This is a genomic window from Frigoribacterium sp. CFBP 8751, assembly GCF_014841545.1.
In the GTDB taxonomy this organism is placed as follows: domain Bacteria; phylum Actinomycetota; class Actinomycetes; order Actinomycetales; family Microbacteriaceae; genus Frigoribacterium.
Genome location: NZ_JACYUB010000001.1, coordinates 1,197,713 through 1,219,736, shown reverse-complemented (window position 1 = coordinate 1,219,736; position 22,024 = coordinate 1,197,713). Strand labels below are relative to the sequence as shown.

Annotated in this window: 17 protein-coding genes; 7 read left to right on the top strand and 10 right to left on the bottom strand. The window is 71.9% G+C overall.

What is annotated here, in order from left to right; translation table 11 throughout:
* The first annotated feature begins 305 nt into the window (after positions 1-305).
* Complete coding sequence (locus tag IFT88_RS05815; protein WP_043594205.1) at positions 306-566, top strand: hypothetical protein; 261 nt, start codon at positions 306-308, stop codon at positions 564-566.
* Between the two features lie 15 nt (positions 567-581).
* Here IFT88_RS05815 and IFT88_RS05810 read toward each other — a convergent pair whose 3' ends face one another.
* Complete coding sequence (locus tag IFT88_RS05810; protein ID WP_192119342.1) at positions 582-947, bottom strand: ASCH domain-containing protein; 366 nt, start codon at positions 945-947, stop codon at positions 582-584.
* A 33-nt stretch (positions 948-980) separates the two neighbouring features.
* Positions 981-1,940, bottom strand: coding sequence for an NAD-dependent epimerase/dehydratase family protein (locus IFT88_RS05805; RefSeq protein WP_192119340.1), 960 nt, complete (start codon positions 1,938-1,940; stop codon positions 981-983).
* Between the two features lie 303 nt (positions 1,941-2,243).
* On the opposite strand from IFT88_RS05805, the gene IFT88_RS05800 reads away from it, so the two are divergent.
* From IFT88_RS05800 to treZ, 4 genes are all read left to right on the top strand, one after another.
* Positions 2,244-3,812 carry a S8 family serine peptidase gene (locus IFT88_RS05800; protein ID WP_192119339.1) on the top strand — a complete coding sequence of 523 codons (1,569 nt, stop codon included), beginning with the start codon at positions 2,244-2,246 and terminating at the stop codon, positions 3,810-3,812.
* Between the two features lie 117 nt (positions 3,813-3,929).
* A complete protein-coding gene (glgX, locus tag IFT88_RS05795; RefSeq protein ID WP_192119336.1) occupies positions 3,930-6,128 on the top strand; it encodes a glycogen debranching protein GlgX in 2,199 nt (732 codons plus the stop codon).
* Between the two features lie 17 nt (positions 6,129-6,145).
* The gene (gene treY / locus IFT88_RS05790) at positions 6,146-8,521 is read left to right on the top strand and encodes a malto-oligosyltrehalose synthase (protein ID WP_192119486.1); all 2,376 of its coding nucleotides are present in this window, start codon (positions 6,146-6,148) and stop codon (positions 8,519-8,521) included.
* Positions 8,522-8,670: 149 nt separating this feature from the next.
* Positions 8,671-10,443 carry a malto-oligosyltrehalose trehalohydrolase gene (gene treZ / locus IFT88_RS05785; RefSeq protein WP_056229375.1) on the top strand — a complete coding sequence of 591 codons (1,773 nt, stop codon included), beginning with the start codon at positions 8,671-8,673 and terminating at the stop codon, positions 10,441-10,443.
* A 78-nt stretch (positions 10,444-10,521) separates the two neighbouring features.
* On the opposite strand, the gene IFT88_RS05780 is transcribed toward treZ, so the two are convergent.
* The 8 genes from IFT88_RS05780 to IFT88_RS05745 form a co-directional block, all read right to left on the bottom strand.
* A complete protein-coding gene (locus IFT88_RS05780) occupies positions 10,522-11,328 on the bottom strand; it encodes a polyprenol monophosphomannose synthase (RefSeq protein WP_056229372.1) in 807 nt (268 codons plus the stop codon).
* A 131-nt stretch (positions 11,329-11,459) separates the two neighbouring features.
* On the bottom strand, positions 11,460-12,143 hold the full coding sequence (locus IFT88_RS05775) for a class F sortase (protein WP_192119334.1): 684 nt from the start codon (positions 12,141-12,143) through the stop codon (positions 11,460-11,462).
* Positions 12,140-13,315 carry a glycosyl hydrolase family 8 gene (locus IFT88_RS05770; RefSeq protein WP_192119332.1) on the bottom strand — a complete coding sequence of 392 codons (1,176 nt, stop codon included), beginning with the start codon at positions 13,313-13,315 and terminating at the stop codon, positions 12,140-12,142. Before IFT88_RS05770 ends, IFT88_RS05775 begins: the two co-directional genes overlap by 4 nt.
* Before the next feature lie 133 nt (positions 13,316-13,448).
* Complete coding sequence (locus IFT88_RS05765; RefSeq protein WP_192119331.1) at positions 13,449-14,321, bottom strand: DUF4397 domain-containing protein; 873 nt, start codon at positions 14,319-14,321, stop codon at positions 13,449-13,451.
* A 97-nt stretch (positions 14,322-14,418) separates the two neighbouring features.
* On the bottom strand, positions 14,419-16,425 hold the full coding sequence (locus IFT88_RS05760) for an ArnT family glycosyltransferase (protein WP_137847686.1): 2,007 nt from the start codon (positions 16,423-16,425) through the stop codon (positions 14,419-14,421).
* Entirely contained in the window at positions 16,422-17,912 is a 1,491-nt protein-coding gene (locus IFT88_RS05755) for a glycosyltransferase (RefSeq protein WP_231567053.1), read from the bottom strand. The genes IFT88_RS05760 and IFT88_RS05755 overlap by 4 nt, the downstream gene beginning before the upstream one ends.
* 15 nt (positions 17,913-17,927) lie before the next feature.
* Positions 17,928-18,539 carry a GtrA family protein gene (locus tag IFT88_RS05750; protein ID WP_192119329.1) on the bottom strand — a complete coding sequence of 204 codons (612 nt, stop codon included), beginning with the start codon at positions 18,537-18,539 and terminating at the stop codon, positions 17,928-17,930.
* 85 nt (positions 18,540-18,624) lie between these two features.
* Positions 18,625-20,067: a glycosyltransferase gene (locus tag IFT88_RS05745; protein WP_192119327.1), complete on the bottom strand. Its 1,443-nt coding sequence runs from the start codon at positions 20,065-20,067 to the stop codon at positions 18,625-18,627.
* Between the two features lie 182 nt (positions 20,068-20,249).
* Between IFT88_RS05745 and IFT88_RS05740 the strand changes: the two genes are divergently transcribed.
* On the top strand, positions 20,250-21,254 hold the full coding sequence (locus tag IFT88_RS05740; RefSeq protein WP_043594192.1) for an aldo/keto reductase family protein: 1,005 nt from the start codon (positions 20,250-20,252) through the stop codon (positions 21,252-21,254).
* 165 nt (positions 21,255-21,419) lie between these two features.
* A complete protein-coding gene (locus tag IFT88_RS05735; protein WP_054144994.1) occupies positions 21,420-21,971 on the top strand; it encodes a YceI family protein in 552 nt (183 codons plus the stop codon).
* Positions 21,972-22,024: the final 53 nt, after the last annotated feature.

The window sequence follows — 22,024 nt, the reverse complement described above, 5'->3', positions numbered from 1 at the left end:
AAGACCGACGCCGTCCAGGACGAGATGCTCGTCGGCGTCGCGAAGATCACCGCCGCCACGGAGTAACACCCGTCTGGCCGGCTACCCGCCGGCCCGGCCCCAGGGTCGCACCCCGCCTGGCGAGGTGCGGCCCGGAACCCGGGTCGTCTCCGTGACGACGCATCGGCCCTCGCACGTCGAGGGCCGGTCATCCCGGTGGTCCCCCTTCCGCCTCCGGGCGGGAGGGGGTTTCCTCTGCCCTTGCCCAGCCGCCGACCGACGAACGGAACCCCGTGGTGCACCCCGCCTCAGCTCCGACTCCCCCGATGCTCCTCGGGCGTCTCCCGACCCATGCCGGAGCAGCGCCGGTCGAGGTGCGCCTGCCACGCTCACGATTCCCCGTCGCGATCAGCTTCGAGTCGTCGGACACCTGGTCGATCGCCGAGCGCTTCGGCGAGCAACTCGTCAGCCACGGGCGGCTCGCCTACCGGGCCGGCGCGTTCGTCGTCCGTACCGCGGCCGGCACGACCCGCTACGGCCCCTCGTGGCAGGCCGCCGTCACGGCCCACCTCCTCCGCCGCGGCTGACGACGACCGGTCCGGTCATCTTCGGTCTCGACGACCCGGCTGAAGGGATGGCGTCTCAACGACGAGTTCGGCGACCTCGACGATCGCGTCGTCCGGCATGTCGGGGTAGTAGTTCTCCCGCAGCTGCTCCCCGAAGCGCATCATGTCCGTGCCTTCGGGCTGCCGAGCCTGTCGTGCGGTGAGTTCGTCGAGTCGGTGCCTCCGCACGGCGGTGACGTGCCCCGCGAGGGGAACGGCCGTGGGATGGCCGTCGAACACGAACGTGGACGGGCCGACCCGCATCGACTCGCCCCACCGGACCGTGGTCACCTTCTCACCACGGACCATCGCGTCGTGGTGCTTCCGGTGGAAATGCACGAGCTGTCGAGCGTCATCAGTCACTCGACCAGCCTGCCCGAGCCACGCGCACCCGGGTCAACCCAGCGTCAGCTGCCCGTCGGCCTCGAGCCACTCGAGGCCCTCGACGACGGCCTGCACCGAGGTGTACCGCGGAGCGTAGCCGAGCAGTCGGCGGGCCTTCTCGATGCTCATCGAGTGGCTGCGCGAGGCGTGCTGCCACGACGCGTCGCCGTGCTCGTCGGACGTCTGGTCTCGGAACTCGGCCCACGAGACGAACCGCAGCCGCGCCTCCTGACCGTGGTGCCGCGCGATCGCCTCGGCGAGCCCGCGCAGCGTGATCGCCCGCTCGCTGACGACGTGGAACGCCTCGCCGACCACCTGCGAGTGCCGCTCGGCCGCGAGCTGGAAGGCCTGTGCGACGTCGTCGGCGTGCACGTGGTGGACGGTCTCGAGTCCGAGGCCCGGCATGGCGATCTCGCGTCCGGCGGCCAGGGCCTCCCAGACGGAGAGGTCGAGGTTGCCCACCGCGTTGATCATCGGCCAGCCCGGACCCGTGATGTGCCCGGGGTGCAGCACGATGCTCTGCACTCCGCCAGGGCGCCGCGACTCGCGGAGCAGCAGCTCTTCGATCGCGGCCTTCTGCGTGCCGTACTCGCCGAACGGGGTGCGCTCGGCCTCTTCGGTGATCGGCACCTCACGCGACGGGCCGTGCACCCACACCGTGCCGCAGTGCACCAGCACGGTGCCCGTCCCCTGCAACGCGTCGACCATCTGACGCGCCGACGCGACCGTGAAGCAGATCATGTCGATCACGACGTCGGCCCCGAGCCCGGCGATCGCGCCCGCGAAGGTGCCGTCGGCGTCGCCCGCCTCGCGGTCGAGCAGGAGGCGCGTCACGCGTGACCACGCCGCGTGCGGCCGGTACGGCTCGGAGGCCCCGCGGCTGACGGCGACCACCTCGTGGCCGGCCTCGACGAGTCGCGGGACGAGGAAACCGCCCACGTGGCCGGTGGACCCGATGACGACGATCTTCACGACGCCACCCCCGACACGATCGAGAGTGCCCGGAGCGGAGGGCGGGGGCGAGGAGTGGCGGCGCTGCGCACGGCATCGGAGGACATGGCCCGACGCTACCCGGCGCCCCCGACACCCCCGACACCGGTGTACCCCGCCTGGGGGTCATGCAGCGTCCCCTCAAGTGCCCACTGCGCCGTGGCCACGGATTCTTCAGACTTCCCATGAGGAGCACGGCGGCTCGTCGGATCACCGGGCACGGCCCGCGACGAGCCTCCCGCTCCGCGCGTCCCATCCGGCACGCGCGACCCGACGAGGAGAACCATGACCTTCACCGACCCCCGCACCCGCGGCATCCGCCGCCGCGTGACGACCGCCTGCCTCGCGGCGTCCCTGACCCTGGGACTCGTCGCCGTGGGCTCCGGAGCCGCGGTCGCCGCGCCTCCCACGTCCGCACCCGGTGCCCCCGCGGCCCCGGGCAAGCCCGGCCCCGCCCCGACCCTGCCGGTCGTCGAGGGCCCGGTGATGAACTACGTCGTGAACGCGACGAAGGCGAACCCGGGCGCGACCAAGCAGGTCGAGCGGGCGGTCGCCGCGGCCGGCGGCAGCGTCATCGCCGCGTACGCCGAGCTCGGCGTGGTCGTCGCGCAGTCGAGCAACACGAACTTCGCCGCGTCGGTGCGCGGTGACAAGGCCGTGACGTCGGCCGGTGCCACCCGCACGGCCGCGGTCGCCGAGACCGACCCGACGTTCGGCGTCGGCACGACAACCCCGGGCCCGGGGAAGCCGGTCAAGCCGGGCAAGCCCGGTGGCCCCGGACACCCCGGCAAGCCGAAGGCCGCGACCTCGCCCGAGCAGCGACTCGAAGAGGCCACGACCGTCGTCGCCGACCCCCTCGAGGCCCAGCAGTGGGATCTCACGGCCATCGGGGCCGACCGGGCGCACCAGGTCACCGACGGCAGCCGCGACGTGCTCGTCGCCGTGCTTGACTCGGGCATCGAGGGCGACCACCCCGACCTGCAGCCGAACATCGACGTGGCCGCCTCGGCGAGCTGCCTGACCGGGACGCCCGATGCGAGCTACGACGCCTGGCAGCCCACGACGAGCGACCACGGCACCCACGTGGCCGGCACGATCGCGGCGGCCCGCAACGGCGTCGGCATCGTGGGCGTCGCCCCGGGCGTGACGATGTCGGCCGTCAAGGTCGTCAGCGACGACGGCTTCATCTACCCCGAGGCCGCGATCTGCGGCTTCATGCAGGCCGCCGCGACCGGTGCCGACATCACGAACAACAGCTACTACGTCGACCCGTGGCAGTTCTGGTGCGGCTCGGACGTCGACCAGGCGGCCGTGTTGACCGCCGTCGACCGCGCGGTGCAGTTCACGCAGAAGAAGGGCATCGTCAACGTGGCGGCGGCCGGCAACTCGTCGATCGACCTCGCGAACAAGACGGTCGACACCGCCAGCCCCAACGACACCACCCCGGTCTCCCGACCGATCGACTCGCGTTGCCTCGACATCCCGACCGAGCTCGACGGCGTGGTCACCGTGTCGTCGACCACCTCGGCGGGGGCGAAGTCGAGCTTCTCGAACTACGGCGACGGGGTCGTCGACGTCGCGGCCCCCGGTTCGGCGATCCTGTCGACCGTGACCGGAGGCGGCTACGGCACCAAGTCGGGCACGTCGATGGCCTCGCCCCACGTCGCGGGCGTGCTGGCCCTGCTGAAGTCGACCCACCCGCGTCTGAAGGGTGCGGCCCTGACCGGACTGCTCGAGCAGCAGGCGACCGACACCCCCTGCCCGTCCGCCACCACGACGTGCACGGGCACGCCGGCGGACAACGGGTGGTTCGGCGAGGGGATCGTCGACGCCCTGGCGGCCGTCACGAAGTAGCTGTCGTCGCCCCGACGGGGCGCCCACCCGGCCCGAGCGGCCCGGCGGGCGCCCCGTCCTCGCGCGGACGGGGCGCTCGTTCGCCCCTAGGCTGAGCGAGTCCCAATCGGAGGTTCGATGCACACCTGGCCCGGCAACCCCTACCCCCTCGGCGCGACCTACGACGGCAGCGGCACCAACTTCGCGATCTTCAGCGAAGCCGCCAGCAAGGTCGAGTTGTGTCTGTTCGACGACGACGGCACCGAGACGAGGGTCGAGTTCACCGAGGTCGACGCCTACGTCTGGCACGCCTACCTGCCCACGGTGCAGCCCGGCCAACGCTACGGCTACCGCGTGCACGGCGAGTACGACCCCTCGAACGGCTCGCGTGCCAACCCGAACAAGCTGCTCCTCGACCCGTACGCCAAGGCCACCTGCGGCGAGATCGACTGGGACGAGGCGCTGTTCGCCTACACGTTCGGCGACCCCGACTCGCGCAACGACAAAGACTCCGGCCCGCACATGATGCTGGGCGTCGTCATCAACCCGTTCTTCGACTGGCAGGGCGACCGCGCACCGAAGTACAGCTACGACGAGACCGTCATCTACGAGGCGCACGTCAAGGGCCTGACCGAGACGCACCCCGACATCCCCGAGGAAGAACGCGGCACCTACGCCGGCGTCGCGAACCCGGCGATCATCGACCACCTGAAGAAGCTCGGCATCACCACGCTCGAGCTGATGCCCGTGCACCAGTTCGTGCAGGACAACACGCTGCTCGAGAAGGGCCTCAGCAACTACTGGGGCTACAACACCATCGGGTTCTTCGCCCCGCACGCCGCCTACTCGGCCACCGGCGACATCGGCCAGCAGGTGCAGGAGTTCAAGACGATGGTGAGGGTGCTGCACGACGCCGGCATCGAGGTCATCATCGACGTCGTCTACAACCATACGGCCGAAGGCAACCACCTGGGTCCGACGCTGTCCTTCAAGGGCATCGACAACGCCGCGTACTACCGGCTGATGGACGGCGACCAACAGCACTACATGGACTACACGGGCACCGGCAACAGCCTGAACGTCCGTCACCCGCACTCGCTGCAGCTCATCATGGACAGCCTGCGCTACTGGGTCACCGAGATGCACGTCGACGGCTTCCGGTTCGACCTCGCGGCGTCGCTCGCCCGGGAGTTCTACGAGGTCGACCGCCTCTCGACCTTCTTCGAGCTCGTGCAGCAGGACCCCATCGTCTCGCAGGTCAAGCTGATCGCCGAGCCCTGGGACGTCGGCCCCGGCGGCTACCAGGTGGGCAACTTCCCGCCCCAGTGGACCGAGTGGAACGGCAAGTACCGCGACACCGTCCGCGACTTCTGGCGCGGTGAGCCCTCGACGCTCGGCGAGTTCGCCAGCCGGATCACCGGCTCGGCCGACCTGTACGAACGCGACGGACGCCGCCCGGTCGCGAGCATCAACTTCGTCACCGCGCACGACGGCTTCACGATGCGCGACCTCGTCAGCTACAACGACAAGCGCAACGACGCCAACGGCGAGGACGGCAACGACGGCGAGAGCCACAACCGTTCGTGGAACTCCGGCGTCGAGGGCGAGACCGAGGACGGCGAGATCCGCGCCCTGCGCGAGCAACGACAGCGCAGCTTCCTGGCGACGCTGCTGCTCAGCCAGGGCGTGCCCATGCTGCTGCACGGCGACGAGCTCGGCCGCACCCAGGGCGGAAACAACAACACGTACGCACAGGACAACCAGATCAGCTGGATCGACTGGCCGAACGCCGACCGCGAGCTGATCGAGTTCGTCGCCGAGGTCATCAAGCTGCGCCACGACCACCCGACCTTCCGCCGACAGCGTTACTTCAACGGCCGTCCCGTCACCCGCGGCGAGGGCGAACCCCTGCCCGACATCGTCTGGTTGACGACCGAGGGCGACGCCATGCAAGAGGGCGAGTGGAACGAGTCCTACGCCAAGGCGATCGGCATGTTCCTCAACGGCAACGGCATCCGTGGCCGTGACGCCCGCGGCGGTCGCATCACCGACGTCAACTTCGTCCTGTACTTCAACGCCAGCGCCGAGACGGTCACCTTCGTCCTCCCGCCCGACGAGTACGCCCAGGGCTGGGAGGTCGTCGTCGACAGCACCGTGACGGCGCCCCCGCCCCCGGCGAGCGCCGCTCCCCGCACCCCGACGGCCACCCGCGCCGCCACCACCACCCAACCGCCCTCGACCCCGCAGGCCCCCGCGGCCCTGCGGGCCGGCGACCGACTCCCCGTGGCGGGTCGCTCGCTCGTCGTCCTGCGTGCCACGGCCGAGGAAGAACTGTGACCCGACACGAACCGACCATGCACCCGCGCTCGACGTACCGCCTGCAGGTGCGCGCCTCCTTCGACCTCGACGCGGCCGCCGACCTGGTGCCGTACCTGCGGGACCTCGGTGCCGACTGGGTCTACCTGTCGCCGATCCTCGCCGCCGAGCCGGGCAGCGACCACGGCTACGACGTCGTCGACCACAGCCAGGTCGACCCCGAGCGCGGTGGTGCCGAGGGTCTCGACGAGCTCTCGACGCGCGCGCACGCCGAGGGCCTCGGCGTGCTGGTCGACATCGTGCCGAACCACGTCGGCGTGGCGACCCCGAAGGCGAGCGTCTGGTGGTGGGACCTCCTGACCCACGGCCGCGCGTCCCGCTACGCCGACGCGTTCGACGTCGACTGGGCCGCGGGCGATGACAAGGTGCTGCTGCCCGTGCTCGGCGAGCCCGCCTCGGCGGACGGCGCGATCGAGGGCCTCACGGTCGAGGGCGACGAGCTGCACTACTACGACAACGTCTACCCGATCGCCCCGGGCACGAGCTCGCCCGGCGACGACGCCGCCACCGTGCACTCGCGTCAGCACTACGAGCTGGTTCACTGGAAGAAAGCCGACACCGACCTCAACTACCGTCGCTTCTTCGCGGTCAACACCCTCGCGGGCATCCGCGTCGAAGACCCGGGTGTCTTCGCCGAGTCGCACGCCGAGATCGGCCGCTGGTTCTCGGAGGGTCTCGTCGACGGCCTGCGGGTCGACCACCCGGACGGCCTCGCCGATCCCAAGGGCTACCTCGACCTGCTCGCCGCCCTGACCGGCGACGCGCACGTGCTCGTCGAGAAGATCCTCGAGGGGGACGAGCGCCTGCCCGAGGACTGGGCGACGGCCGGCACGACGGGTTACGACGCCCTGGCCGACCTCGACCGCCTCTTCGTCGACCCGAGCGGAGCACCCGCCCTCGACGCCCTCGACGCGCGCCTGCGCCGGGCCCGCGGGGTCGACGCCGACGAGCAGGCCGCCGGGGCCGACGAGACGACCGGTGACGCGCCCGTCGACTGGCACGAGATGATCCTCGGCACGAAGCGCGGCATCGCCGACGGCATCCTGGGCAGCGAGATCAACCGTCTCGCCCGCCTGATCGCCGAGGGCAGCGCCGTCGACCCGTCCGTGGTGGACGCGCTGGCCGAGCTGGCCGCGGCCTTCCCCGTGTACCGCAGCTACCTGCCGCAGGGCGCCGAGTGGCTGACCGAGGCCGCCGAGGTCGCCACGAGCCACCGTCCCGACCTCGCCGACGCCGTCGGACGCGTCGTCGCCGTGCTGCGCGACGAGTCGCACCCCGCCTCCGTGCGCTTCCAGCAGACGACCGGCATGGTCATGGCCAAGGGCGTGGAGGACACCGCCTTCTACCGCTACAGCCGCCTGGCGACGCTGACCGAGGTGGGTGCCGACCCGAGCGAGTTCTCGCTGACGCCCGACGAGTTCCACGCGCGTCAGCAGGTGCGCCTGGCCGAGCGTCCGTTCGGCATGACGACGCTGTCCACGCACGACACGAAGCGCAGTGCCGACGTGCGCGCCCGCGTCTCGGTGCTGGCCGAGGTCGCCACCGAGTGGGCGGCGACCCTCGAGCGCCTGCGCGAGCTCGCCCCGGTCGGCGACGGACCGTTCGAGAACATCCTCTGGCAGACGATCGTCGGCTCCTGGCCCGCGTCGCGCGAGCGCCTGCACGCCTACGCCGAGAAGGCCTCCCGCGAGGCGAGCACGTCGACCACGTGGACCGACCGCACCGACGAGGCCGAGGCCTTCGAGGGGCGGATGCACGCCGCGGTCGACGCCGCCTTCGACGACGACGAGGTGCGTCACGAGGTCGAGCGCATCGTCGACGTCCTCCGCGCACCCGGCTACAGCAACTCGCTGGGCGTGGCGCTGATGCAGCTCACCGGCCCCGGCAGTCCCGACGTGTACCAGGGCGGCGAGCTGTGGGACTTCTCGCTCGTCGACCCCGACAACCGACGCGAGGTCGACTTCGGGCTGCGCCGGCGCCTCCTGGACGAGATCCGCGGCGGGGCGACGCCGGCGATCGACGACACCGGTGCCGCCAAGCTCGTCGTGACGCACCACGCCCTGACGCTGCGCCGTGACCGACCCGACCTGTTCACGCGCTACGCCGCGTTGCCCGTCTTCGGTGAGCAGGCCGCGTCGGCCGTCGCCGTCGACCGCGGCGGGGCGCTCGCGATCGCGACCCGCCTGCCCGTCGCACTCGAGCAGGCCGGCGGCTGGGACGACACCGTGGTCCTGACCGCAGGAGGCGCGTACCGCGACGTGCTCACCGGCCGTCGGCACGAGGGCGGTCGCCTCCGCCTGGCCGACGTGCTCGACACGTACCCCGTCGCCCTGCTGATCCCCGCAGAGGACTGACCCCGTCGGGTCGCGCCGCGTCGCGCCCGACTACCGTCGCCCCCGGGCGACACGTCACGACATGCCGCTCACCTCCGGTGGTGAGCGGCATGTCGTGCCTTCTCGACCTCCCCTCCCCTCCCCCGACCCTTCCGAACCCGAGGAGACCGATGAGCGTCTACGACGTCTGGGCCCCGAAAGCGACCACCGTGCACCTGCACCTCGACGGCGATCTGCTGCCGCTGACGGCCGAGGCCGACACCGGCTGGTGGCGCGCCCCCGCCGACCTCGACCGGGGCCCGGGCCACCGCTACGGCTTCGTGCTCGACGGCGGCGACTCCCCCGAGGGCGGGACGCCGCTGCCCGACCCGCGGTCGCGTCGCCAACCCGACGGCGTGCACGGCCTGAGCGAGACCTACGACCCGGGTGCCTTCTCCTGGACGGACGACGCGTGGACCGGCCGCCAGCTGGCCGGCTCGGTCGTCTACGAGCTGCACGTCGGCACCTTCACGCCCGGGGGCACGCTCGACTCGGCGATCGAGAAGCTGCCGTACCTCGTCGACCTCGGCGTCGACCTGGTGGAACTGCTGCCGGTCAACGGCGTCAACGGCCGCTGGAACTGGGGCTACGACGGCGTCGACTGGTTCACGGTGACCGACAACTACGGCGGCCCCGAGGCGTACCAGCGCTTCGTCGACGCCGCGCACGCGGCTGGCCTCGGCGTCGTGCAGGACGTCGTCTACAACCACCTCGGCCCCTCGGGCAACTACCTGCCGCTGTTCGGGCCGTACCTGTCGAGCAAGCACGCCAACACCTGGGGCGACAACGTCAACCTCGACGACGACGGAGCCCACGAGGTGCGCGAGTTCATCCTCGACAACACGGCGATGTGGCTCGACGACTACCACGTCGACGGTCTGCGCCTCGACGCCGTGCACGCCCTCAAGGACGACAGCGAGGTCCACCTGCTGCAGGAGCTCGCCGAGCGGACCGCCGCCCTCAGCAGCCATCTGCGCCGACCGCTCTCGCTGATCGCCGAGAGCGACCTGAACGACCCGCGCCTGGTCACCCCGCGCGACGGCGGCGGCTTCGGCCCCGACCACCGCCAGGGCTACGGCCTCGACGCGCAGTGGAGCGACGACTTCCACCACGCGGTGCACGTCGCGCTGACCGGCGAGACGACGGGTTACTACGCCGACTTCGAGCCGCTCGGCGCCCTCGCGAAGGTGCTGACCAAGGGCTTCTTCCACGACGGCACCTGGTCGTCGTTCCGCGAGGCGACGCACGGGCACCCGGTCGACACCGAGCACATGCCGACCTGGCGCCTCGTCGTGGCCAACCAGAACCACGACCAGATCGGCAACCGGGCGATCGGCGACCGCCTGGCGGCGACCCTCGACGACGGGCAGCTGATCATCGCCGCGACGCTGACCCTGGCCGGCCCCTACACGCCGATGCTCTTCATGGGCGAGGAGTGGGGCGCCTCGACCCCGTGGCAGTTCTTCACCTCGCATCCCGAACACGACCTCGGCGAGGCGACGGCGAAGGGCCGCATCGAGGAGTTCGCGAAGATGGGCTGGGACGAGTCGTCCGTGCCCGACCCGCAGGAGCCCTCGACCTTCGAGAACAGCAAGCTCGACTGGTCCGAACTCGAGACCGGCCGCCACGCGGTGCTGCTCGACGCGTACCGCCGCCTCGGCGCCCTGCGCCGCAGCGAGCCCGCGCTCACCGACCCCCGCTTCGGCGAGACCGGCGTCGAGTACGACGGCGACGCCCGCTGGCTCGTGCTGACCCGTGGCGACCTGAAGATCGCGGTCAACTTCGCCGACCAGGAGGCACGGGTCGCGGTGAGCGCCGAGACCGTCCTGTTCGCCAGCGACGGGTCGATCGTCCCGGGTGCGAGCCTGCTGCTCCCGGCGCACTCGGTCGCGATCGTCCGCTGACCCCGGCGCGGACCAGGCGGTCACGAACGACGGGCGCCCGGGGCTGACCACCCCGGGCGCCCGCGTGTCGCGTCGCGGCTAGCGCGTCGACACGCCGCCGCGCACGGGTCCGACCCGGTGCGAGGTGGCGCGGACGCTCGGCAGCCGACGGTGTCGCACGACCAGCTCGACGACGGCGCGGGACCGTCGCCGCAGACCCCAGAGGGTCACCTTGGTCAGCGACTCCCGGACGATCGAACCGCTCATCTTCGAGGCACCGTGGATGCGCTCGGTGAACGTGATCGGAGTCTCGACGACCCGCAGACCCGCCTGGAGCGCGCGCCACAGCAGGTCGACCTGGAAGCAGTAGCCGCGCGACTCGACCCGGTCGAGGTCGATCCGGCGCAGCGCCGACGAGCGGAACACCCGGAACCCTCCGGTCGTGTCGGCCACGCGGATGCCCAGGGCACCCCGGGTGTACCAGCTGCCGCCGCGGCTGAGCAGCTCGCGACGCAGCGGCCAGTTCTCGACGGCGCCGCCGGGCACCCAGCGCGAACCGAGCACGAGGTCGTTCTCGCGCAGCAGCTCGAGCATGCCGGGCAGGTACTCGGGGTGGTGCGAACCGTCGGCGTCCATCTCGACGAGGGCGTCGTACCCGCGCTCGAGCCCCCAGGCGAAGCCGGCGAGGTAGGCGGCACCGAGGCCGGCCTTCTCGGTGCGGTGCATCACGTGCACGCGGGGGTCGCGGTCGGCGTAGGCGTCGGCCAGCTCGCCGGTGCCGTCGGGCGAGCCGTCGTCGACGACGAGCACGTCGACCGAGGCACCGGAGGCGAGGGTGCGCCCCACGATCCAGTCGAGGTTCTCGCGCTCGTTGAAGGTCGGGATGATGACGAGGGCGTCGTTCATGGTGGGTCCTTTCCCGTCGGGTGGGAGTCGGAGGTGTCGGGTGTCGGGTGTCGGGTGTCGGGTGTCGGGTGTCGGGTGTCGGGGGCCCGGGGCTCAGGAGGCGCGGCGCCGGCCGACCGGGTGGCCTCCGGTCACGAGGTCACGAGGTCGGCGAACACGATGAGGTTGTCCACGTAGTGACCGGTGGACCGGTCGAACGTGCCGTCGCAGGTGATGAGCCGGAGGCCGGGGGTCGGACTGGCCCCGTAGACGTCGCTCGTCGGGAACGTCGCCTTCGGGGTGCGCTCGCTGCCCGTGACGCGGAAGGTCTCGACCGAGCCGGTCGAGAGCGTCACCTGCACCTCGTCGCCGGGCACGAGCTTCGCGAGGTCGACGAAGACCGCGGGGGCGTCACCCGAGTCGACGTGTCCGGCGATCACGGCCGGGCCGACCGCGCCGGGCACGACGCCGTCCTCGTACCACCCGGCCGACAGCCACTCCTTCGGCGGGTCGAGCTCGCCCTGGGCGCCGAGGCCGAGGTCTTCGAGGCCGGAGTCGACCCCGATCGAGGGGATCTGCAGGCGGACCGGCGTCGCGTCGGCCGGGGGCGGGGTGTACGACGGGGCCGCCGGGTCCTGGAAGGCGCCGGCCGCTCCGCTCGCCGCATCCGGCGTCGCACCGGTGGTGGCGGAGGCCGTGGCGACGGAGCCGGGTGCGTCCGCGTCGGACCGGGCGGCGACGGCGGCCACCGTCACGCCGCCGGCCACGAGCACGACGACGGCGGCCGCGGCGAGGACCGCCGCGCGGTGACCGGCGACGAAGGTCGAGAGGCTCATCGGGCCACCGCCAGGGGCGAGCAGGCGCCGAGGCTCGTGCCCTCGAGCTGCAGGGCGGCGAGAGCCGCCCAGGCGCTGCCGTAGTAGGTCGGAGTCGACTGTGACAGCGAGTCGGCGGTCCGCAGGTCGGCCGTCGCCCGGTCGTGCTGGCCGTCGCTGGCCTCGGCGGCCGCGCGGGCGGCGTAGGCGAGCGGGCTCTGGTCCGAACCGACCGACTGCCCGCCGAGGTCGAGCTGCATGGGCAGCTCGTCGTAGCGCTGCAGCACGGAGGCCATCGACGCCGAGACCGCCACGTCCTCGGGCTGGCACGACTCGGCGTAGCGCAGGGCGAGCCGACCGGCGTCGTAGCTGTACTGCACGGTGCCCGACGACCCGTCGGCGCTCGGCAGAGGGACCGTCGTGCCGTCCTGCCGCACCTGGGCCCAGTCGCTCGGGAGGGCCGTCGAGGCGAGGATGTTCGTGGTCACGGCTCGCGAGCCGGTCTCGAGCTCGGCCCATCGGGGGTCGCCGCTGGCCTCGCCGAGCTGCGCGAAGGTGGCGGGCGACGCGTACGAGGGGTTGTACGACCACGGGCCGGAGCCCATCGCCCACGGTCCGGGCAAGAGGATGCGGCCGACGTCGGTCGAGACCGTCATCTCGTCGAGCACGTCGGTGCCGAGGTCGACGCCCGCGGTGGTGAGGTCGGGTCGGTCGAAGGTCGAACCGGCGAGCACCAGGGCCCGGGCGGCGTCCACGTCGGCGTCGCTGGCGGGCATGTCGTCGACGACCGCGCCGTCCTTCCACTGCCAGGCGAGCAGCCCGTCGGGTCGGACGAGTTCGTCCTCGGTCCAGCGCCAGATGGCGTCGAACCGCTTCTCGTCGCCCACGGCGACCGCGACGAGCAGCCCGTAGGCCTGCCCCTCGCTGACGCTGTCGTCGCCCTGGTCGCGCCGGACGACGCGGCCGTCGTCGTCGACGTAGTCCGCGAGGAAGTCCTCGCCGATCTCGGTGGCCGTCCGGGGCTGGGGGGTCGCGGTGCCCGCGCCGGGGGTGCCGGTCGCGCCCGCGCCGCCGCCTGCCTGGTCCGTCGACGGGCCGCCGGCCCCTCCGACGACGAGGGAGGCGATGCCGGCGGTGATGGCGAGGGCCACCACGACGGCCGCTGCGAGCAGCGCCTTCGTCTTCTTCGTCATGTCGTCCTCTTCTCCTGCCCGGTGGTGCCGGGCGTCGGTCGTGCGGTGGGGCAGGGAGCCGGGGAGGCGCGGTGCGGTGTGTCGCTCACCGCGCCTCCTCGTCCTGCCGGGCCGTGCTCGCCGGGCCGGGTCGTCAGACCCCGAACCAGCCGAGCACGGTGGCCCAGAGGCCCTTCGACTCGCTCTTCTGCGGGTGCTCGGCGAGGTAGCCGCCACCGGTCTGGACGCCACCGACGGGCGCCTGCGCCGTGGCCGCACTGTCGACGACCGGGACGACGGTCAGACCGCCGGTCGAGTTGTCGAGCACGAACAGCGTGTTGATGCTGCCCGCCGCGAGGTCGACGTCGCTCGTGCCGGTCACCTTCTTGCCGGTCAGGTCGAGGGTCCAGGGGCCGGCCGCGACCTGCGCGTAGCCGCTGGCGCTGCCGAAGGGCGCGTCCTCGGCGATGGTGGTGCCCGTGCTGGTCGCGACGGTGACGGTCTTGCTGACGTTCGCGGCCTGCACGAGGCGGACCTTGGCCTGGCCGTCGGCCGGGGCCGTGAGGTCGTCCTTGAAGACCTGGGTCTTGAGGGCGTCGTTCGGACCGTAGGCGACGGCCGTGATCGGCTGGCCGCTGTCGACCGTGATGTTGGCCGTGATGACGGGTTTCGCGCTGGTGGGGGCATCGGCTGCGGTCATCGCGACCACGTACGTGCCGGCGGCCAGCGCCTGGTACGGGCTGACCTGGCCGTAGGTGACGTCGTCGAGGTCCATGACGACCTGCCCGCCCTTGAGCGAGGTCAGCGTGACGTCGACGGCCTTCGTGTCGGGCGAGAGGTGGCCGACGCGCACCCACCCGTCGCCGTCGGCGGCGTGGGCGGGCGACGTGCCCACGAGGGCGCCGGCGAGGGCGACCCCGGTGGCGGCGGTGAGGGCGAGCACCGTCAGGAGACGGCGGCGCCGGGTCGGGACGGCGGTGACGGCGGCGGGGGCGGGGGCGCCGATGGTGCGTGAGAGGGAAGCCACGGGGGCTGGTCCTTTCCGGTCGGGTGTCCCACCCGGGACGGGTGGGACGCGGTGAGGAGGTGCCGGTGCCGCCCGAGGACGGGCACCGGCGTGGCGATCAGTTCGAGAGGACGCCGGTCGGGGCGACGGCCGAGAAGGTGACGCGCAGTCCGTCACCCGAGGGGACGACGGACTCGGGGACGTAGACGCTGCCCAGGCCCTCGAGCGTCGTCCGCACCTCGTCGACCGACTGGCCGCCCTGCGGGGTGACGTCGAACTGCCGGAACAGGGCGTCCTGTTCGCCGGGAAGGGCCTCGGGATCGGCGACCGAGATCGGACCCAGGGCGGCGAGTTGGCCGAGCACGATGATGGCGCGCGGGTCGACGCGGCCGTCCGAGAGCGCGGTCGACAGCGTCGACGAGATCTGCAGGTTCGGGTTCTGGGCCAGCTCGGCACCGGCCTGCGCGCGGGCCGACGCGGCGTCGTCCGCCTCGGTCTGCGCCTGTGCGGCGCCCTGGCTGTCGATCTGCCGGACGTTGACCTGCTGGTCGCCGTCGCCGAACGAGGCGATGACGGTCGAGTTCGCGAGGGCCTCGCGGATCTCGGGTGAGGTGGGGCCCGAGGTGCGGACGGACTCGGTCTCGAACAGGTAGTCCGAGTCGCGCCAGCCGTTCGGCGACTGCGCCTGGACGGCACCGTCGGTGTCGATCTTGTAGAACCAGATCACGTTGTCGCGGGCGAAGCCGGCCTTGACCAGGTCGACCCACACGGCGTCGTCCACCAGCAGGCGGCTGTCCTTCGGCACGTTGGTCTCGACCCAGCTCTCGGCGTTGCGCATGGGCGCGTCGAGGTCGCTGTCCAGGAAGCCGCGCAGCTGCACGGCCCAGAGCGGGACGATCGCCACGACGGCCGCGAGGGTCAGGGCGAGCCAGGCGACCGAGCCGGTGCGGGACGCCGCGGTCGAGAGCGCGCCGGCCCGGCGGGCACGGAACGCCCGGACCGCGTGGTCGGTGACGGCCGCGACGAGCAGCGCCGCGAACGGCAGCAGCATGATCACGTAGGGCACCGGCAGGTAGCCGCCGGGGCGGAACATGAAGGCGATCAGGAACACCATCATCACGCCGAGCGGACGCAGCTTCTTGACGAAGACCGCGACGACCGAGGCCAGCGTGCCGAGCACGATGAGCACCTGGTCGAGCTGCCACCACTGCGACACGGTCGCGAAGAACAGGCTGCCGGTGTCGAACACCGAACCGCTGGCCTCACGGGTCGCGAGCTGGAACTGGATGCCCTCGAGCAGGCTCACCCGGCCGGCGCCGGGCAGCAGTTCGCCCTTGACGGCGGCGAGCGCGACGTAGCCGAGGCCGACGAGCACGAGCAGGCTGCCCGCGATCGACAACGTGTAGCGACGGGTCGACTTGTCGGCGCCGCGCCACATCATCCAGGCCAGGAACGGCAGCGCCAGCAGGTAGGTCTCCTTCGAGAGCACCGCGATGCCGAACGACAGGGACGCCGCGGCGAAGCCGGCGAGCTGGTACCGCTTGCTCAGGGCGAAGACGAACGCGGCGAGCAGCCACGGGGTGGCGACGTTGTCGAGGTAGACCGTGCGGTGGAACTGCAGGGCCAGCGGCGAGACGGCGAACACGAGGCCCGCCACGGCGGCCGCGGGACGGCTGAGGCCGAGCTTGCGGCCGAGCAGCCAGACGAGGGCGACCGAGACGACCGTGAAGAACAGCATGGCTTCCCGCGCGGCGAGCACGGCGACGTCGTAGCGCGAGAAGGCACCGGTCACGGCCGTGTAGGCCGAGATCTGCAGCCAGCCGACGGGCGGGTGGTCGTACCAGTAGGTGTAGTGGGTGATCTCGCCGAGGTTCTGGATCGCCCAGGCCTGGGCGGCGTAGGTGCCCTCGTCGTCGATGCGCTGCGGTGAGCCGTCCATGTTGAACGCCATGACGACGGCGGCGATCGCGAGGACGGGCAACAGCCAGGCGAGGCTCGCGCCGTGCCGACGCAACCACGAGGCGGGCTCGGAGCGCCGCGGGTCCTTGGTGGGGACCACGGGGGTGCCCGGGCCGTTCGACACGGTGGTGTCGGCGGCGCGGGGGCGGTTCAGCGTGCTGGTCATCGGTCACCTCCGGTCATGGCCAGGGCGGGCTCCGGCTGGGAGGCGCGGGGCGCCTCCTGCGGTTCGGTCGCGACCTCGTCGCGGTGGGCTCCGGTGTGCTCGGTCTTCTCCCACGCGTTGAGGCCCTTCAGCTGGCGGAAGACCGCCCGGACCGCGGCCAGCGCGAGGAAGATCTGGTAGGGCAGCAGTCCCCAGACGAGACGGAAGTAGTCCCGGGCGCGGACCTTCTGCCCGTAGACGCGGCCGAACTCGCGCAGGCCGGTGAACTCGACGGCCAGCAGCACGAGCGTCGGTGCCAGGGGCACGAACGAGACGAGCGCGATGGCGGTCGGCACCTTGGTGGTCAGGATCAGGATGATCGAGACCGGGATCAGCAGACCGGTGGCGGCCTGGATGAACGGCATGGTCAGCAGGTAGCGGGCCATCAGGCGCTGGCGCAGACGGGGCAGCTTCTTCCACTCGCCCTTGCCGTAGACCTGCATGAAGCCCTGGTTCCAGCGGGTGCGCTGCTTGAGCAGCGAGACGAAGGTGCCGGGGGTCTCCTCCCGGGTGACGACCTCGGGGCTGTAGGCCACGACGACCTTGGCACCGGCGCTCGAGAGGCGGACCCCGAGCTCGCAGTCCTCGGCGAGGCACTCGGCGTCCCAGCCCTCGGACCAGTCGAGCCAGTCCTTGCGCACGAAGACGGTGTTGCCGCCGAGCGGGATGAACTTCTCCTTGGCGTGGAAGTGCAGGCGCGACCGGAACCAGAAGTAGTACTCGAGCACGTTGCGGAGGCTCCACCAGCTGCTCTGGAAGTTCATCAGCTGGACGCCGCCCTGCACCACGTCGGCGTCGGTCTCGGTGAACCGCGAGTCGACGAGCGTCAGGAGGCGAGGGTGCACCTCGTCCTCGGCGTCGAACACGCCGACGATCTCGCCGCGCGACGACTGCAGCGCCAGGTTCAACGCCTTGGGCTTGTTCTTCGGCACGCTCGAGTCGACGACCACGCGGATCAGCTCGGGGTGGCGGGCCGCGGCCTCACGGGCGACCCGCTCGGTGCCGGGGTCGTCGTGGCCCACGATGGCGATGATCTCGAAGTCGGGGTGGTCCTGCTGGGCGAGACGGTCGAGGGTCTGGCCCATGACCTCCTCCTCGTGCCGGCCGGGCACGAGCAGCGTGAACGAGTGGGCGGCCTCGAGCGGGTTCTCGCTGAACTGGCTGTCGTCGAGGTTGTCCTTCGACCGCCAGGCGTGCAGCATCCACCAGAGGGTCGACACGGCGACCGCGGTCAGCAGGATGGTGACGACGATCAGGGACGAGTAGCCGATCCACTCGAGCGGCGACCAGTCGGGCAACTGGAAGCCGATCATCGACTCGGTGGCACCGGTCGAGCCACGGTTCGGGACGAACTGCGACGGGTCGGCGGGGGCTTGCGGGGTGAGCAGCGGGGCGGGTTCGCCCGCTGCGAGACGTGATGTCGGGATCTGGGTCGGGTCAGTCGACACAGGATCACTCTCCAGTCAGTGGGTCGGGTGCAGGTGGGGCTGCGCGGTGTTCTGTCGGGTGGGGTCGTCGGTCGGCCCGGGGCCGATGACGGTGGCGAGCGCGGCCGACGCGTCGGGGGTGTCGACCGTGGTGGGGACCGCGGACGAGCCGCGGAAGACGACGTGGCGATAGGACACGTACCGGAAGGCCGTCCCGAGCACGAGGCCGACGCCGTTGGCCGCGACGTTGTCGGCGAGCTGACTCGTGAAGCCCAGCAGGTAGTGCGACACGAACAGGCAGGCCGAGGCGATGAGCAGGCCGCCCACGTTGACGAGGCCGAAGGTGACGGCCTCGCGGACGACGGCCTGGTTGCGGCCCTGCCGGAAGGTCAGGTAACGGTTGCCGAGCCAGGCGACGGCCGTCGCGACGATCACCGAGATGACCTTGGCGCCGATCGGCTTGTCGTCGAGGACGGTCGAACGGAGCAGGTTGTACACGCCGACGTCGACGACGAAGGCGATCCCGCCCACGGCGCCGAACGTCGCGAGCTCCTTCACCCGGGCGACGAGGCGCAGGGGTGGCGTCGGGTTCGTCGTGGCGGCACGGTCGGGACGTGCCCCCTGGACGGGGGACTCTGGTTCGGGCATGACACCGGTTCGGGGGACGTCGCCGGATCGGTTTGGTCGGGGTACGCAGATCTGGGCCAACTGCCAGACAGGCGACATCTGCCGTTCATCCGGTGGCGGGTTCGTCGACCCCGACGGGTCGTCCGGCGCGGATCGGGTCGCTCGACGCGGACGGACCCTCGATCCTCGACCGCACGGTCGCGAGCTCCGCCCCGACCGCCGCCGCGACGGCGACGAGGGTGACCAGCCGGTCGGGCACCGAACCGACGACGACCAGGAGGCGCTCCCGACCCGTCGCCCGGCGCCCCTGTTCCGCGGCCGCCTCCGTCGCGCCCCCGACGTCCAGGAGCTGCGAGAGCAGCCAGGGCAGCACCGGCACCGCCGCGAGTGCGATCACGAGGCCGGGCGCGCCGACGAGGACCGTCGACACGAGCGCCGCGGCCGTCACGATGGTGACGCCGGCGTCCAGCAGTGGCTCGGTGAGCACACCGAGGGCACGGCGCCGTGCCCCCGGCCGGAGCCGACGCCAGTCCCCGTGGCCGAGCACCTGCAGGCACCCCCGGACCCAGGACGACCGGGCGCGGGCCAGGTCGCGCAGCCCGCCCGGCGAACGCTCGACGGTGGTCGTCTCGGGTGAGGTGGCGATGACGACGCGAGCCCCGGCCACCGTCATGCGGACCCCGAGGTCCAGGCCCGCCTCGGCACAGCTCGCATCCCAGCCGCCCGACCAGGCGAGCCACGAATGACGGACGAAGAGCGTGCCGTCCGACAGCGGCACGAAGCCGGCCCGGCCGTGGGAGCGGACCACCGACCGGGACCACCACCACCGGTCGAGGGCCGTTCGGGGCGCCCACCAGGGAGCCGCCTCGAGTGCCGGCCGACTCGCGTGCTGGACGGCGTCGGCGTCCGTGCGGGTCAGGACCGAGTCGACGAGGGCGAAGAGCCGCGGGTGGGGACGGTCGCCCGCCGCGAAGATCCCGACCACGCCGTCGCCGACCTCGGCGAGCGCGTCGACGAGCGACGCGGCGACCGCGGACGGACGCCCGGCGGAGGACCCGGCTCGGACGACCCGGACGCGACCGGGGTGACGCCGCGCGGCGGAGGTCGCGACGTCGAGCGTCAGGGTGTCGACCGGGTCCACGGCGACGAGGACGCGCACGTCGGGGTGCTGCTGCCTCGCCAGCAGGTCGAGGGTGACGGCCAGGCCGGCCGGACCACGCGCCGGCACCAGCGCGGTGAAGACGTGAGCCGGGGGCAGCACCGGGCCGTCGAGGTCGCGGTGGCCCAGCTCCTCCTGCTCGCGGACCAGGTGGAGCCTGTGCACGATGCGACGGATCGAGACCAGCAGGACCAGGGCGACGACCACGGCGAGGAGCAGGAAGCCGGCCCACTGCAGGCTCGACCAGTCGGCCCACGGCAGGGCGGCCGCGGCGTTCTCCACCGGGCCGGTGGGCAGGCCGTCACGGTTCGGCGCGAACGGCGTGGGCGTCGCGGGCAGCGTCGGGGTGAGGACGGGGCCGGGCGCCGCGAGGGGCGGTGCGGAGGTCACGGTGGTGCTCCAGTCGGGTCGGGTCAGCAGGAGCCTCGGACGCCCGCCCCGGGTGGGACCGCGGTGTCCGACGGATCGTGTCCCCCAGGTGGGGGACACGATCTGATGAATCGTCACTGTACGCCTTCCGAGTCGGCCGCACACCCCTTCGCCCCGTCCGTCGCGACGCGTAGCGTGGGGTCATGGAATTCAGACACCTCGGCGACAGCGGACTCAAGATCTCGGAGATCACCTACGGCAACTGGCTGACGCACGCGTCCCAGGTCGAGAACGACGTGGCGACGCAGTGCGTCCGCGCGGCCCTCGATGCCGGCATCTCGACCTTCGACACCGCGGACGCCTACGCGAACACCGCGGCCGAACAGGTCCTCGGCGACGCCCTCAAGGGCGAGCGTCGCGAGAGCCTCGAGATCTTCACGAAGGTCTACTGGCCCACCGGCCCCCGCGGGCACAACGACGTCGGCCTCAGCCGCAAGCACGTGCTCGAGTCGATCGACGGGTCGCTCCGCCGCCTCGGCACGGACTACGTCGACCTCTACCAGGCCCACCGCTACGACCACGAGACCCCGCTCGAAGAGACCATGCAGGCCTTCGCCGACGTGGTCCGAGCCGGCAAGGCGCTCTACATCGGCGTCAGCGAGTGGACCGCCGAGCAGATCCGCGCGGGCCACGAGCTCGCCGTGAAGCACGGCGTGCAGCTGATCTCGAACCAGCCGCAGTACTCGATGCTCTGGCGCGTCATCGAGTCCGACGTCGTGCCGGCGAGCAAGCAGCACGGCCTCGGCCAGATCGTCTGGTCGCCCGTCGCCCAGGGCGTCCTGACCGGCAAGTACAAGCCGGGCGCCGAGCTGCCCGCGGGCAGCCGCGCGACGGACGACAAGGGAGGCGCGGACACGATCAAGCGCTTCCTCACCGACGAGGTGCTCACCGGTGTCGCGAAGCTCGAGCCGATCGCCGCCGACCTCGGCCTCTCGATGGCCCAGCTGGCCATCGCGTGGGTGCTGCAGAACGACAACGTGGCGTCCGCGATCATCGGGGCCTCGCGCCCCGAGCAGGTCGCCGACAACGTCAAGGCGGCGGGTGTGGTGCTTCCCGCCGACGTCATGGCCCGCATCGACGAGGCGCTCGGCGACCTCGCCGAGAAGGACCCCGCCAAGACGGTCTCGCCCGAGCGTCGCCCCGCCTGACCCGCCCGACCCGAGGCCGGCCCGACCCGGGCCGGCCCGTCGGACACCCCCTCGACATCTTCCGGACACCCCGGGAATGTTGTCCGGCTGGATGCGCTTGCATATACTCGTACCAGCTTCGATGACACGTCATCGACCTCGACCTCACAGATTCAGGAGAACACCATGACCATCACCGCAGAGAAGATCCCCGCCGGCACCTGGAACCTCGACCCCACGCACAGCGAGGTCTCGTTCAGCGTCCGCCACCTGGCCATCAGCAAGGTCAAGGGCTCGTTCGAGTCCTTCGACGCCTCGCTCGTCACGGCCGAGGACCACACCGCCTCGAAGGTCACCGCCTCGATCGACGTGGCCTCGGTCAACACCAACCAGAAGGACCGCGACGGTCACCTGCAGACCGGCGACTTCTTCCTCGCCGAAGAGCACCCCAAGATGACCTTCGTGTCGACCAGCATCGAGGAGAAGGGCGACGACGCGTTCCTCGTGCACGGCGACCTCACCCTCCGCGGCGTCACCAAGCCCGTCACCCTGAAGAGCGAGTTCGGCGGCCTCGTCGTCGACGGCTACGGCCAGACCAAGCTCGGCTTCTCGGCGACCACCAAGATCGACCGCACCGAGTTCGGCGTCACCTGGAACGCCGCCCTCGAGGCCGGCGGCTTCACGCTCGGCAACGACGTCACCGTCACGCTCGAGATCCAGTTCACGCTCGCCGCGTAGGCAGCAGCACACCGAAGGGCCCGCTCTCGCACGGCGAGGGCGGGCCCTTCCGC